Annotated in this window: 12 protein-coding genes and 1 tRNA gene; 8 read left to right on the top strand and 5 right to left on the bottom strand. The window is 71.1% G+C overall.

From position 1 onward, the window contains the following. Positions 1–90: 90 nt before the first annotated feature. Both ACYVD5_RS26255 and ACYVD5_RS26250 read left to right on the top strand, forming a co-directional pair. Positions 91–249 (top strand): hypothetical protein, encoded by a 159-nt coding sequence (locus tag ACYVD5_RS26255; RefSeq protein ID WP_461003829.1) that lies wholly within the window; start codon positions 91–93, stop codon positions 247–249. A gap of 220 nt (positions 250–469) precedes the next feature. Continuing rightward, complete coding sequence (locus ACYVD5_RS26250) at positions 470–1063, top strand: M48 metallopeptidase family protein (RefSeq protein ID WP_461003828.1); 594 nt, start codon at positions 470–472, stop codon at positions 1061–1063. A gap of 131 nt (positions 1064–1194) precedes the next feature. Here the strand turns inward: ACYVD5_RS26250 and ACYVD5_RS26245 are convergent, their stop codons facing one another. Both ACYVD5_RS26245 and ACYVD5_RS26240 read right to left on the bottom strand, forming a co-directional pair. Then, entirely contained in the window at positions 1195–1779 is a 585-nt protein-coding gene (locus ACYVD5_RS26245) for an NUDIX domain-containing protein (protein ID WP_461003850.1), read from the bottom strand. Positions 1780–1781: 2 nt separating this feature from the next. Beyond that, entirely contained in the window at positions 1782–3263 is a 1482-nt protein-coding gene (locus tag ACYVD5_RS26240) for a zinc-dependent metalloprotease (RefSeq protein WP_461003827.1), read from the bottom strand. A gap of 119 nt (positions 3264–3382) precedes the next feature. On the opposite strand from ACYVD5_RS26240, the gene ACYVD5_RS26235 reads away from it, so the two are divergent. From ACYVD5_RS26235 to ACYVD5_RS26225, 3 genes are all read left to right on the top strand, one after another. Then, a complete protein-coding gene (locus ACYVD5_RS26235) occupies positions 3383–4462 on the top strand; it encodes an NAD-dependent epimerase/dehydratase family protein (protein WP_461003849.1) in 1080 nt (359 codons plus the stop codon). 160 nt (positions 4463–4622) lie between these two features. Further along, positions 4623–5060, top strand: coding sequence for a molybdenum cofactor biosynthesis protein MoaE (locus ACYVD5_RS26230; RefSeq protein WP_461003826.1), 438 nt, complete (start codon positions 4623–4625; stop codon positions 5058–5060). A 137-nt stretch (positions 5061–5197) separates the two neighbouring features. Beyond that, entirely contained in the window at positions 5198–6262 is a 1065-nt protein-coding gene (locus ACYVD5_RS26225) for a YlbL family protein (RefSeq protein WP_461003825.1), read from the top strand. Between the two features lie 104 nt (positions 6263–6366). On the opposite strand, the gene ACYVD5_RS26220 is transcribed toward ACYVD5_RS26225, so the two are convergent. Continuing rightward, positions 6367–6897, bottom strand: a complete 531-nt coding sequence (locus tag ACYVD5_RS26220; protein ID WP_461003824.1) for a PPA1309 family protein — start codon at positions 6895–6897, stop codon at positions 6367–6369. Positions 6898–7221: 324 nt separating this feature from the next. Here ACYVD5_RS26220 and ACYVD5_RS26215 point away from each other — a divergent pair, with 324 nt between their 5' ends. Together ACYVD5_RS26215 and ACYVD5_RS26210 are read left to right on the top strand one after the other, a co-directional pair. Further along, entirely contained in the window at positions 7222–10284 is a 3063-nt protein-coding gene (locus ACYVD5_RS26215) for a UPF0182 family membrane protein (RefSeq protein WP_461003848.1), read from the top strand. Between the two features lie 189 nt (positions 10285–10473). After that, positions 10474–10550, top strand: a tRNA-Met gene (locus ACYVD5_RS26210). Between the two features lie 82 nt (positions 10551–10632). Here ACYVD5_RS26210 and ACYVD5_RS26205 read toward each other — a convergent pair. Together ACYVD5_RS26205 and ACYVD5_RS26200 are read right to left on the bottom strand one after the other, a co-directional pair. Continuing rightward, on the bottom strand, positions 10633–11988 hold the full coding sequence (locus ACYVD5_RS26205) for a sensor histidine kinase (RefSeq protein WP_461003823.1): 1356 nt from the start codon (positions 11986–11988) through the stop codon (positions 10633–10635). After that, on the bottom strand, positions 11985–12641 hold the full coding sequence (locus ACYVD5_RS26200) for a response regulator transcription factor (RefSeq protein ID WP_461003822.1): 657 nt from the start codon (positions 12639–12641) through the stop codon (positions 11985–11987). The genes ACYVD5_RS26205 and ACYVD5_RS26200 overlap by 4 nt, the downstream gene beginning before the upstream one ends. A 284-nt stretch (positions 12642–12925) precedes the next feature. Here ACYVD5_RS26200 and ACYVD5_RS26195 point away from each other — a divergent pair, with 284 nt between their 5' ends. Next, positions 12926–13450, top strand: coding sequence for a hypothetical protein (locus ACYVD5_RS26195; protein ID WP_461003821.1), 525 nt, complete (start codon positions 12926–12928; stop codon positions 13448–13450). Positions 13451–13653: the final 203 nt, after the last annotated feature.

Genomic DNA, 13653 nt, shown 5'->3' with positions numbered 1-13653 from the left:
CCGGGCACCCGGCCATCCGGTCCACGTTCCGCACCCGCCGATCCGCGCCGTCGCCGAAATACCGTTAGCCCCGGAAGGACACTCCGTACGATGCTGCTCTACGAACTGGTCAACCTGCAGATGAACGTCGACAAGCGGCGCGAGCACCAGCGCCGCCGGCTGTCGGCCCGCCGGCTGCGCGCCGAGTGGCGCGAGCGCCGGCAGGCCGAACACATGCTCATGGAATTGACGTGGTCACGCCTATGTTGACGTGACCTTCCGGGGCCGGTCCGAGCGCGGATCGGCCCCTTCCCTTTTTGTGGCCGGATCCGGACACATGGTTTACCCCAAGAGTGCCCCAGGTCACCGCAGACCGCGCTATTTTCGCGGCCATCCGCGCCAGTAAAGACGGGACGAACAGGGCGCCTACGGAGCAAAAAGTCCCAACACGGCACTGTGGCGGCCGTCCGCTCTGAGCTACCGTGAATTTGTGCCTCCGAACACCAAGATCGAGGTACGCCGAAGTCCCCGGCGGCGCCGTACGGTGTCGGCCTACCGCGATGGGGACAAGACGGTGGTCCTCGTTCCCGCGACGTTCTCCCGCGCCGAAGAGAAGCGCTGGGTGGACCGCATGCTGGAGCGCCTTGAGGCACGCGAGGAACGCCGCCGCCCCGACGACGAGTCGCTGCACTCCCGCGCGCTCGATCTCGCCGACCGCTATCTCGAAGGTCTGGCCCGGCCCGCGAGCGTACGCTGGGTCGACAATCAGCAGACCCGCTGGGGTTCATGCACGCCCGAAAACGGCTCCATCCGGCTGTCGCGGCGGCTATCGGGCATGCCCGGCTGGGTGGTCGACTACGTACTGCTGCACGAGCTCGTGCACCTGATCGTCCCACACCACGGCCAGGAGTTCTGGGACCTGGTGCACCACTACCCCAAGGCCGAACGGGCCCGCGGCTACCTTGAGGGAGTCAGCGCCGCGGCGCGCTTGGACACCGGCCGCAGCGGCGAGGCCGGCGAGGACGAGGACGACGTTTACGACGACCTCGGTGCCGCCGGACTGGACCAATCCGACAGCGCCTGACCTGCGTCCGTGTCCGCACCGACCCTGCAGAAATGCCCAAATATCAAAGCTGAGACGGTCATTTCTGCATGATCATCGCCGGGAACCCGACCGCCGCCCGGCCCCCGCAACACACACTTCCCAAACAGGAATTAGCCCTGCGGCGCGGGATCGTGGTCGCGGCCGGAATCGGCGCGGGCGGCTTCGGCGGCGGCGCGCACCAGTGCGCGGCAGGCATCGTCGCTGGGTTCGGGCACGGAATCGACCGGGAACCAGGCCAGGTCCGCCGATTCGGCGGTGTCGCGGACCAGCGGGGAGCCGCTGCCCGGGGTGACCGCCGCGTACTGCACGTCGAGGTGCCAGGTGCCGCCGCCGCAACCCACCCAGTGGCGGTCCAGCCGCACCGGGCCCGGCAGCAGCCGCAGGCCGGCGATTCCCGATTCCTCGGCGGCTTCGCGCAGCGCCGCCGCGCGCAGCGAGGAATCGGCGTCCTCGCAGTGCCCGCCGGTCTGCAGCCACTTGCCGATCTTGCGGTGCAGGGTGAGCACCGCGCTGGTGCCGCCGGGGTCGACGATGGCGGCGCTGGCGGTCAGGTGGCCGGCCAGGCAGGTGCGCGACATGGAGTCGGGATGCTGGTCGAGGTGGTGCAGGTAACCGCGGCGCAGGCGGTCCTGTGCCGGGTCGGGCGGGGTCCAGTCGGCGAGTTCGCTGCGGGCGCGGGCGCGGAGTGCAGCCAGGCTCACGCGGAGCCCTCGCCGGATCCGCCCCCGCCGGGCCCCTCCTTGCGGTCGTCGCCTTGATCGGGGCGCGGGTCCGGCTGGTCGGCCTGACCCGCCTGGTCGGTGCGGCCGGGTGCGCGGTCGGCGCCGGAACCGTCGGTGAATTGGCTGATGTCGAGTTCGTCGGCGGACTCGCCGCGGCCGTGCACGAACCCCTGCGGGTCGTCCAGGTCCTCGCTGGACGGCATCAGGTCGGGGTGCTCCCACAGCGCGTCGCGGCCCTCGATGCCGCGCGCCTCCTGCAGCGCGGTCCACAACGCGGCGGCCTCGCGCAGGCGGCGCGGCCGGAGTTCGAGCCCGACCAGGGTCGCGAACGTGTGCTCGGCGGGTCCGCCGGTGGCGCGGCGGCGGCGGGTGGCCTCGGCCAAGGCGGCCGACTGCGGCAGGCGCTCGTTCACCGCGGAGCCGACCACGACCGACAGCCAACCCTCGACCAGAGCAAGCGTGGTCTCGAGCCTGGCCAGCGACGCTTTCTGCTGCTGGGTTTCCTGCGGTTGGAACAGGCCTTCGCCCTCGCCGCCCGACAGCGCCTCTTGCAGGGCCTCGGGGTTGGCGATGTCGATCTGGCCGAGTTTTTCCTCAAGGCCGCTCATGTCGAAGGACATGCCCCGGGCGTAGTCCTCGACGAGGCTGAAGACGTGCGCGCGCAGCCACGGCACGTGCCCGAACAGCCGGTGCAGCGCGGTTTCGCGCGCGGCCAGGTAGAGCCGGACCTCGTCCTCGGGGATGCCCAGACCCTCGCCGAAGGCGGTCACGCCATCGGGCAGCAGCGCGGCCGTGCCCTCGCCGGCCAGCGGCAGCCCGACATCGGTGGAGCCCACCACCTCGCCGGCGAGTTCGCCGATGGCCTGGCCGGCCTGCTGGCCCACCAGCATGCCGCCCATCTGCTGGACCATGCCCATCAGCGGGCCCGCCATCGACTGCATTTCCTCGGGCATGTTCTGACCCATGGACTCGACCAGCCGCCGGGTAAGGGGTTCGCACAGTTTCGACCACGTGGGCATGGTCTTCTCGACCCACTCCGAGCGGCTCCAGGCCTGCATGGTGTGCACCCCGGACGGCAGCGAGGTGGCCTCGTTGGTCCACAGGTCGGCCAGGCGCAGGGCCTCCTGTACTTTGGCGTAGTCGTGCGCGCCGACACTGGAGTCGCCCTTTTGCGACACCGTGTGCCGGGCGATGTTCTTGGCCATCTCCCAGTTCACCGAACCGGAAGGGGACTGCTGCTGTTCGCCGGGCGCGGACTGGGCGGACATCATGTCGGCGAACTGGCGCAGCATCTGCGCCATCTGCTGCGGGTCGCCGAAGGGGAAGCCGCCGGGTGTCCCCGGGTCGCCACCGCCTGGGCCGCCGCTACCGGCGCCCGAGCCGGAGTCGCCCGATCGGCGCCCGGACTCGTCGTCGGGGTCGTTGGGCATGCTGAAACCGAATGGTAGGTCGCTCACGATTAGACCTCAGGCAGGATTAGGTTTGTCTCCACTGTCACGTTAGCTGGGAGCCGCCCGGAGTGAATACCGAAACGAGCCAGGTTCGCCCACAGCACACCGCCCGCACCGCGGCGCCGGTGGTCGCGGTTACCGGCGCAGCCGAGGGTATTGGCCGTCTCCTTGTGGAACGCCTGGTCACGGCCGCTGGTTCCGGCCGGGTCGCGGAAATCGTCGCGATCGGCGGTCCCGAAGGCGCCGCGGCGGGGATTCCGCTGGGCACCACCTGGCACACGGCCGACGTCCGCGACCCCTCGCTGGCGGGCAGCATCGCAGGTGCGGATGTTCTTGTGCACGCCGACGACGACCGCACGCTGGACACCCCGCCCAGGAAGCGGCGCGCCGACAACCTGCGCGCCGCCCAGACCGTGCTGACCGCGGCCGCCGCCCAGCGCGTACCGCGGGTGGTGCTGATCACCAGCACCATGGTCCACGGCGCCGACCCGGGCAACCCCGTCCCGATGTCCGAGGACGCCGAGGTCTGCACCGAGACCGGTCCCGGCCTTGTCGGCGACTGGGTGGAGATCGAGGACCTGGCGTGCCGCGCCCGGCGGGCCCACCCCGGCCTCTCGGTGACCGTGGTGCGCCCGGCGCCGCTGGTGGGGCCCGGGCTCGACACCGCGCTCACCCGGCACTTCGCGGCCCCGCGGCTGCTGACCGTCCGCGGCCGCGAGCAGAGCTGGCAGTTCTGCCACATCAACGACCTCGCCGCTGCGCTGGAGCACGTGGCCGTGCACGGGACCGGGGGCGAGCAGGGTGCGCTGGCGGTGGGCTGCGAGGGTGCGCTGTCCCAGAGCGAAGCCGAGGAGATCGCCGGCCTGCGCCGCTTCGACCTGCCCGCCAACCTGGTTTTCGGCGCCACCCAGCGGCTGCATAGCGCGGGTATCACGCCGGCTTCGGCGGGCGAGGTGAAGTTTTTGGTCTACCCGTGCGTGGTCGACTGCGCGACCCTGCGCGCGGCCGGATGGCGGCCCGCCTATGACAACGCGGAGTCGCTGCGGACGCTGCTGGATGCGCGCAGCGGCAAGGCCGCGCTGGTGGGCCGCAACGTGGGCCGCAAGGAGGTCACGATCACCGCGGCCAGTGCGGCCGGTGCCGCTGCGGCGGCCATCGGTACCGCGGCGGCGGTGCGCCATCTGCGCAAGCGGCGCGGCCGCTGAGCCGGTCCTGCCGGGCGGTCCCGCCGCGCCGGGCCGCCGCACCGGTCGCACTGGTCGCACCGGCCCGACCGGCCGCACGACCCACCTGCGCCGCAAAACCCCGCGAAAAGTACGTTCCCGGCAGCCGCCGTTGGGCAACTCGTGTTGATACGGTCGGCATGTGGATGCCATCAGCCTGGTAGGACTACGCGAAACCCCCATTTCAACCGACGAGGTCCTCGCCGCTGTGAGCGACCCCCGGGCCGGCGGCACGGCCTTCTTCGTCGGCACGGTCCGCGATCACGACCACGGCCGCTCCGTCGCGCGCCTGGCCTACTCCGCCCATCCGCGGGCCGAAGCCGATATGCGCCGCGTCATGGAGAAGGTCGTCGCCGACACCTCGGGCGACGGCAGACCCGTTTGGCGGGTGGCGGCGCTGCACCGCGTCGGCGACCTGGAGATCGGCGACACCGCGGTGGTCGTCGCCGCAGCAGCGGGCCACCGCGACGAGGCGTTCGACGCCTGCCGGCGGCTGATCGACGACATCAAGGCACAGGTGCCCGTCTGGAAGCACCAGGAGTTCACCGACGGCGGCACCGAGTGGGTCGGGTCGGAGTAAACCCGCCGTACCTCCCGGTGCACCGGCACCCGGGCGGCCCGTGAGCCGAGCGCCCCGGGCCCCGTGCCGGCGCGGCGGCCGAGCGCTGAGGCCGGGTGCCGGTCCGTGTCCCGAGTGTGCCGTTTAGGCTGTGCAGCATGTTCCGTCGTGCAATGACCCTGATCGTCGCGGTGGTCCTGCTGGTCGGCCTCGCAGCGGGAGCGGTCTACCTGCCCGTGCCCTACCTGGTGGCCTCGCCCGGCATCGCCCTGAACACGCTGGGCAGCACCGATGGCGAGCGGATCATCCAGATCGACGGGGCCGAGACCTACCGGCACAGCGGCGGGCTCTCCATGGTCACCGTGCAGTACGCCGGCGGCCCCGACGTGCACATGGACCTGGTCACCGTGCTGGGCGCGTGGCTGTCGCCCAGCCAGGCGGTGCTGCCCGAAGAGGCGCTGTTCCCGCCGGACCAGAGCGTCGAGGAGGTCACCGACGCCCAGACGGTGGAGATGAACAGCTCCCAGATGAACGCCACCGCGGCGGCTCTGGGCGAGTTGGGCGTCGACTACGACACCCGCGCCTATGTCGCCCGGGTGATGAAGGACCGGCCCGCCCACGGCGAGCTGCGCAAGGGCGATGTGGTCACACGGGTCGACGGCGAGCCCGTCGCCGGCAAGGACGAGGCCGTCGAACTGGTCAGCGACCGCGAGCCCGGCGATTCGGTCGGTTTGACACTCAAGCGCGACGGCGAAACGGTCGAAACCGAGGTCGAGACCGAGGCGAACGACGAGGGCGACCCCGTCGTCGGCATCCTGATCGCCGACCGGCATGACTTTCCCTACGACGTCGACATCAGTGTCGGCGAGATCGGCGGGCCCAGCGCCGGCATGATGTTCGCGCTGGGGATCATGGACCGCCTCAGCGAGGACGGGCTCACCGGCGGCCACAAGATCGCCGGCACCGGCACGATCACCGCGGACGGCAAGGTGGGCGCGGTCAGCGGTGTCGCCCAGAAAATGGTCAGCGCCCAGAGCCAGGGCGCCGAGTACTTCTTCGTCCCCGCCGAAAGCTGCCCGCAGACCTTCGATTCCGCGGCCAGCGGCGACATCGAGGTGGTCAAGGTCGCCAAGCTGGGCCAGGCCGTGGACGCGCTCAAGGCCATCCGCACCGGCGACGGGGCCGGCGACCTGCCCCGCTGCGGTCCCGGGCAGCCGGAGTAACCGCAGGGCGCCTGAACAACCGCGGGCGACCGGGCGCGGCACCGGCCGCGCCGCGGCCGCCGCGGCGCCGGGCGGCCGGCGCGCGCCCGATCAGCCCGACGGACTCAGCCCGTTTCGTCCTCTTCCAGGGTCAGTTCCAGCGCCGAGGTCAGCCCCGGAACCAGATCCTGGCCGTTGAGCACCTCGTCCTCGGAATCGTGGCTGCGCATCCGCAGCGCCGAGTGCCTGCTGCCGTCGCGCAGCACACCCGCGACCATGCGGACCTCCTCGCGCCCGTCCTGGCCCTGGGCCCACTCGCCAGGGTCGGCCTCCTGCGGCGGCTCCAGAGTGACGTCGGAACCCTTCAGCACCAGGCGCTCCATCACCAGGGCACACCCGGTGACGGCCTCGGGCCAGGCCATCCTGCCCAGGGCGTCCTCCAGCGGGACGTCCTGCGGCAGCGGGTCCTGCTCTACAGGAGTGAGGTCGTCGGCGGCCACATCGCCGGTCAGCCCCAGCATCTCGGCCAGGGCGGGTTCGCGCTGCATCAGGTCGGTTGTGGGCACAAGGGCGTAGATGCGCACCGGCTGGTCCCAGCCCTGGCCGGCGGCGTGGCGCTCAAGCTCCAGGACGGCTTCACGAATGTTGAAAGACACCCCTCCATGGTGGGGGACCGGGGGCACTGGAAGCGCGCCTTCCTAGGAGTAAAGTCGGACCACGAGCGTATCCGGGGGCTTTCCGATGCCGATCCGAGGCCCGGTCGATGTCATGTTGTCATCGCAAGGCGCGGGGTTTCGGGAACCCGCCGGACACGCAATAAGTTGCCGAGGCAAGACTTCTGAAGTCGCAGCGGCCCTAACCGGCCGCAGCGCTAACAAAAACCGCAGTGCTACCTAAGAGGGGGAGGCGTGAGCTTCCGACCGCCCGGCGCACAATCCGCGCGCAATGCCCGTCGATCCCGGCTGCTCGCGCCCGTCGCGGTGGCCGTGGTCGTCATTGTCGCGGCACTTGTCACCGCCGCGAATTTCTGGACCGATTACCTGTGGTTCGACTCCGTCGGGTACACGTCCGTCTTCCTCACCGAGCTCCGCAGCCGTGCGCTGATGTTCGCCGGCGGGGCCGTGATCATGGCCGCCGTCGTCGGCTCCAGTATGTTCCTCGCCTACCGCTACCGGCCGCTCGCGCCGCCGATGAGCCCCGAACAGCAGGGGCTGGCGCGGTACCGGATGTCGATCGACCCGCGCCGCAAGATCTTCTTCTGGGTGATCGTCGCCGGACTGGCCCTGCTGACCGGCGCTTCGGCCAGCGGCGAGTGGAGCACCTACCTGCAGTTCGCCAACAGCTCGCCGTTCGGCGTGAACGACCCGCAGTTCGATCGCGACATCTCGTTCTACACCTACACCTACCCGTTCATGCGGATGGTGCTGGGCTACCTCTTCGCCGCCGTCGTGCTGGCGTTCATCGCCGCCGTGGTCGTCCACTACCTCTACGGCGGTGTCCGGCTGCAGAGCAAGGGCCAGCGCGCCACCCCCGCGGCGCGGGTGCACCTGTCGGTGCTGCTGGGTATTTTCGTGCTGCTGCGGGCGGCCGCGTACTGGCTGGACCAGTACGGGCTGGTCTTCTCCGCCCGCGGCTACACCTTCGGCGCCTCCTACACCGACGTCAACGCCGTGCTCTACGCGGTGATCATCCTGTCGGTGATCTCCGTGGTCTGCGCGCTGCTGTTCTTCGCCAACATCTACGTGCGCAACGTGATGATGCCGGTGGCCAGCCTCGGCCTGCTGGTGCTCTCGGCCATCCTGATCGGCGGCGTCTACCCCGCGATCGTGCAGCAGTTCCAGGTCAGCCCGAACGAGCAGCGGCTGGAGCGCCCCTTCATCCAGCGCACCATCGAGGCCACCCGCGCGGCCTACGGCATCGACAACACCGAGGTCACCGACTACGACGCCCAGACCGAGCTCACCGCCGAACAGCTCTCCGACGAAGCCTCCACCATCCCCAGCGTCCGCCTTGTCGACCCCTCGGTGGTCTCCCAGACGTTCCAGCAGATGCAGCAGGTGCGCGGCTTCTACGAGTTCCCCGAGGTGCTCGCAGTCGACCGGTATGAGGACGACGAAGGCAACAACGTCGACACCATCATCGCCGCCCGCGAACTCTCGGGCCCGCCCCAGGACCAGGACAACTGGCTGACCCGGCACACCGTCTACACCCACGGCTTCGGCATCGTGGCCGCGGCCGGAAACCAGGTCGACGCGCAGGGCCGGCCGGTCTTCACCGAGTACAACATCCCGCCCGAGGGCGAGCTCTCCGAAGGCACCGGCGAGTACGAGCCACGCATCTACTTCGGCCGCGAAGGCGCCGAGTACGTCATCGTCAACGCCGAGCCCGAGTACGATTTCCCGCTGGGCGGCGGCAGCGGCGACGTGACCACCAGCGAGGAATCGGGCGGCGCCGAGGGCGACCCCGCTCCCGACAGCCCGCCGGACAACGCCAACCCGCCCGCCGATGCGCAGGCAGGCGGCCAGGACCAGGACGGCCAGGACCAGGGCGGCGAAGGCCAAGGCGGCGGCCAGGGCGGCGAAAGCCCCGCCGCGCAGCCCGAAGGCGAAGGCGGGGGCGGTGCCGGAGGCGCCGACGGCAGCGGGCAGCGCACCAACCGCTACCAGGGCGAAGGCGGTGTCGGACTCAACAACTTCTTCACGCGCATCCTCTACGCACTGCGCTACCAGGAAGCCGACATCCTGCTGAACAGCGCGATCTCCGAGGAATCGCGGATCATCTACGAGCGCAACCCGGCCGAGCGCGTCGAACGGGTCGCCCCGTTCCTGACCGCCGACGGCAAGTCCTACCCGGCGGTCGTCGACGGCAAGGTGAAGTGGGTCGTGGACGCCTACACAACCACCAACATGTACCCCTACTCGGAGCGGATCGACCTCTCCGACGCGACCGAGGACACGTTCACCCAGAGCACCGACACCGTCAACGCGCTGCCGGACAACCAGGTGAACTACATCCGCAACTCGGTCAAGGCCACGGTCGACGCCTACGACGGCACCGTGACCCTCTACGGCTGGGACGAAAAGGACCCGGTGCTGAAGACCTGGTCCAAGGCCTTCCCCGGCGTGATCACCAAGAAGAGCGAGATCAGCGACGAGCTGATGTCGCACCTGCGCTACCCCGACGACCTGATGAAGGTGCAGCGGGAGATGCTGCGGCGCTACCACATCACCGACGCCGACGCCTTCTACGGTGGCCAGGACTTCTGGAACGTGCCCGCCGACCCCACCACCGACGGCGACAGCCCTGAGCCGCCCTACCGGCAGACCATCCGCTACCCGGGCGAGAGCGACGCCGACTTCTCCGTGACATCGACGTTCGTGCCGCGCGGCCGCGAGAACCTGGCCGGCTTCCTGGCGGTCAACAGCGACGCCACCGAGGGCGACTACGGCAAGCTGCGCATCCTGCGGCTGCCGCAGGACACCGTGGTGATGGGCCCCGGCCAGGTGCAGGCCCAGTTCGCCGCCGACGATGCGATCCGCGACGAGCTGCTGCCGCTGCAGCAGAGCGAGCAGTCCCGCATCATCAACGGCAACCTGTTGACCCTGCCCTTTGCCGACGGGCTGCTCTACGTCGAGCCGCTGTACGTGCGCGCCGAGGGCAGCCAGACCTCCTATCCGCTGCTGCAGAAGGTGATGGTCGGCTTCGGTGAGCAGGTCGCCATCGGCAACAACCTGCAGGAGGCGCTGAACAACCTGTTCGAGGACGGTGCTCCGCTCGCCGAGGGCGGCGACTCGCCCGACCAGGACGGCGGTGGTGGCGGCGGATCGAGCGAAGAGCTCACCGCGGCACTCGAGGACGCCGCGCAGGCCTATGAGGAAGGCCAGCAGGCCCTGCGCGACGGCGACTTCGCCGCCTACGACGAGGCCAACCAGCGCCTTGAGGAGGCGCTGCAGCGCGCTGAGGACGCCTCAGGGCAGAGCAGCGGGTCCGGCGACGGTGGCGGCGACGGAGGTGGCGACGGAGGTGGCGGCGGCTCGAACTGACCTGCCGCCGCACCGGCCGCACCGGCGGCACCGGCGATTGAACACGCTGCGCACAGCAGCACCCGCGGTCGGGCCGCGGCGGAGAGCGAGTGCCTTCCGCCGCGGCCCGCGGTGTATCGGCCCAGGTGGACCGCCTGTTTCGGCGATTTGGTGTTGGTCCGCCGAAGCGGTACTGTAAAGACACACCGACGCGGGGTGGAGCAGTTCGGTAGCTCGCTGGGCTCATAACCCAGAGGTCGCAGGTTCAAATCCTGTCCCCGCTACCAGTAGAAGAGGAATCCGGTCCCGGTCTTCCGGGGCCGGATTCCTCTTTTTTGTCGTGTGCTTCCGCGCGCCGCTGTACGCGCCTTATCCGGCCGCGGCATGCTCCTGCGACACGTCGTACCGGTAGGCGGGCAGTGTCACCGTCACCGACAGCCCGCCGCCTTCCCGGGGATGCGCCGCGACCTCGCCGCCGTGCACGCCTGCCACCGAGCGCACGATGGACAGGCCCAGCCCCGCGCCCTTGGCGGTCACCAGGCGGTCGGAGCCCGAGCGGCGGAAGGGCTCGAACAGCAGCGGTACCTCGTAGGGCGGCACCACCGGACCCGAGTTGGACACCGCCACCTCGACCAGGCCGTCGTCCCGGGTACGCGTGGCCACACCGACCCAGCCCCCGGCCGCGGCACCGTCCGCGTCAACGCCGCCGGTGTCCTCGCCGGGGGCGACGTTATGCCGGACGGCGTTCTCGACCAGGTTGTGCACCAGCCGCTCCAGCAGCGTCGCGTCACCGGACGTGGGGGCTTCGGCGGCATCCTCCTCCACAGACACCCCGGCCCGGCGCGCCTCGTCGGCGGTCTGGGCGATCACGTGGCCTGCCACATCGGCGAGGTCCACCGGATGGCGCTCGGAGAGTTCGTTCTCGGAGGCGGCGAGCAGCAGCAGCCCGGTGATCAACCGCTCGTGGCGGCCGTTGATCTCCAGCAGGTCGGCGCCGAGCTGCCGGACCTCAGGAGGAGCCGACCTGCGGTGCATCGCCATCTCGATCAGCGCCCGCCCGACCGTCAGCGGGGTGCGCAGCTCGTGTGAGGCGTTGGCGACGAAGCGGCGCTGGCCGTCGAAGGAGCGGTCCAGCCGCTCGACCATGGTGTCGAAGTTGTCGGCGAGGTCTTTGACCTCGTCGTCGGGGCCGCGCAGCGCGATGCGCTCGTGCAGCCCCCGGTCGGCGGCCGGCGCCGCGGCGATGCGGCGGGTGGTGTCGGTGACCTGGCGCAGCGGCGCCAGCATCCGGCCTGCGACCAGCCAGCCCAGGGCCGCTGCGGCGATGCCCACCAGCACCAGCGCGACCGCGCCCTGGGTGATCAGCGAGTTGACGGCGGCGTCGTTGACCCGGGCGCGCTGGATCGCGATCCAGTCCTGGGCGGTACCGCCGGCCGGGTCCGGCTCCGAGGCGGCGTCCGCACCGCCGCCCGCAGAGGGAGCGGCCGAGCCACTCGGCGCGGGTCGGGCCGCCGCGGGCGGCGAGGGTGCCGCGCCGGGCGTGCCCCGGCCCGCGGCCTCCCCGCCCGGGGAGGAGATCTGGATACTGGACTCCAGCTCCTGCTTGAACAGGCCGTAGGTGACGACGAGCAGCACCATCCCCGCGGCGAGGAAGACGGCGGTGTATACGAGGGTCAGCCGCGCGCGCAGCGAGATGCGGCGGGGCAGGACGGCGGCCGGCCTCATGGGATCCGGTACCCCACTCCCGTGACGGTTTCGATGACCGGCGGATCGGCGATCTTGCGGCGCAGCTTCATCACGGTGAGCCGCACGGCCGGTGTGAACGGGTCGGCGAATTCGTCCCACACCTTCTCCAGCAGGTGCTCCGACGACACGGCGGCCCCCTCGGCGCGCAGCAGTTCAGCGAGCACCCCGAACTCCTTCTTGGCCAGCGGCACATAGCGCCCGTCGCGGTAAACCTCGCGGCGCGCCGGGTCGAGGCTGATGCCGGCGCGGCGCAGTATCGGCGGTGCGAGCGGGCGCGAACGCCGCCCCAGCGCCTGCACGCGGGCCGCCAGCTCCGCGAACGCGAACGGTTTGGTGAGGTAGTCGTCGGCCCCCAGCGACAGGCCGTCCACCCGGTCGCTGATCCCGGCGGCGGCGGTCAGCATCAGCACCCGCGCATCGGAGCCGGAGCCGACAACGTACCGGCAGACGTCGTCGCCGTGCACGGCGGGCACGTCCCGGTCGAGGACCACCACGTCGTAGTCGTTGACCCCGACCTGCTCGGTGGCCGCGGCACCGTCGTAGGCGACGTCGACCGCGTGGGCCTCCTCGCGCAGCCACTCCGCCACCGCATCCGCCAGCACCGGTTCGTCCTCGACCACCAGAACCCGCATCGGCCGCCCTTTCCATCCGCGAACCGCCCCGCCGCCCCGCCGCCCCGCCGCCCCGCCGCCCCGCCGCCGCGTCGCCGCGTCGCCGCGCGGCCGGAACCGGGCCCATGATCGCCGATCGCCGTGTTTCTTCGGTGTAAGGCTCCCGGGCGTTCGCGCCGCGCTGTACCCGGGTGTGATCCGGTGCGGTCCGCTCCGCCGGAAAACAGGGAGGAAACACGCCGTCCGGTTCGATCGCTTCCCGAGCGGCCGGGATCCCCCCGGCCCGGTGGCAAGGAGGCAGCGCGATGCGAACGTCGCTCAAGCGCAGTGTGTGGACGGCCGTGCCGGTGCTCGCGGTGGGTCTGGCCCTGGCGGGGTGCGGTGCCATGGGCGGCCAGCAGAGCGCCGGCCCGTCCGCGAGCCCGAGCATGAGCGTGGACGAACAGCGGGTCGCGTTCAGCGAGTGCATGCGCGAAAACGGCGTGGACATGCCCGACCCCGGTCAGGAGGACGGCGGTGCCCGCATCCAACTGGACGAGGGCACCGACCAGTCCGACGTGGAAGAGGCCATGCAGGCCTGCGAGGAGTACCGGGTCGGCGGGGACGCGGGCGCGGGCGCCGATCCCGCGGACACCGAGAAGCGCACCGAGTACGCCGAGTGCATGCGGGAGAACGGGGTCGAGAAGTTCCCCGACCCGGCTCCGGCGGAAGCGGGTGAAGGTGCCCGCGAGGCCGACGAGGACGTCGTGAACGACCCGGACCTCGACCAGGCCGCCGAGGAGTGCCGTTCGCTGCTGCCCGGTACCGGCGCGGGCGCCGGCGGTGCGTGATGGGCGAGACGGCACCTGGAAGCGGCACTGGAGGACCGGCGGAGGCGGCGCCGGGTACCGGCTCCGCGGACCCCGCGGCCGCGAGCGCCCCAACACAGCGGACTTCCGACAGCGGTGCGGGTGGCGGCGCCGGCGCCCCGGGCCCCGCCGGGCGCCGGCCGCGCGCCGGAAAGCGCCGCCGGTGGGCGGGTGCCGCCGCCCTC

This window comes from Streptomonospora sediminis, from assembly GCF_054778995.1.
This window is presented reverse-complemented; position numbering and strand designations above follow the sequence as displayed.

What these genes read in the sequence shown, in the direction of transcription:
- ACYVD5_RS26205 (WP_461003823.1), bottom strand. Translation starts at nt 11,988, where the DNA reads ATGAGGCCGGCCGCCGTCCTGCCCCGCCGCATCTCGCTGCGCGCGCGG.
- ACYVD5_RS26195 (WP_461003821.1), top strand. Translation starts at nt 12,926, where the DNA reads ATGCGAACGTCGCTCAAGCGCAGTGTGTGGACGGCCGTGCCGGTGCTC.
- ACYVD5_RS26225 (WP_461003825.1), top strand. Translation starts at nt 5,198, where the DNA reads ATGTTCCGTCGTGCAATGACCCTGATCGTCGCGGTGGTCCTGCTGGTC.
- ACYVD5_RS26255 (WP_461003829.1), top strand. Translation starts at nt 91, where the DNA reads ATGCTGCTCTACGAACTGGTCAACCTGCAGATGAACGTCGACAAGCGG.
- ACYVD5_RS26200 (WP_461003822.1), bottom strand. Translation starts at nt 12,641, where the DNA reads ATGCGGGTTCTGGTGGTCGAGGACGAACCGGTGCTGGCGGATGCGGTG.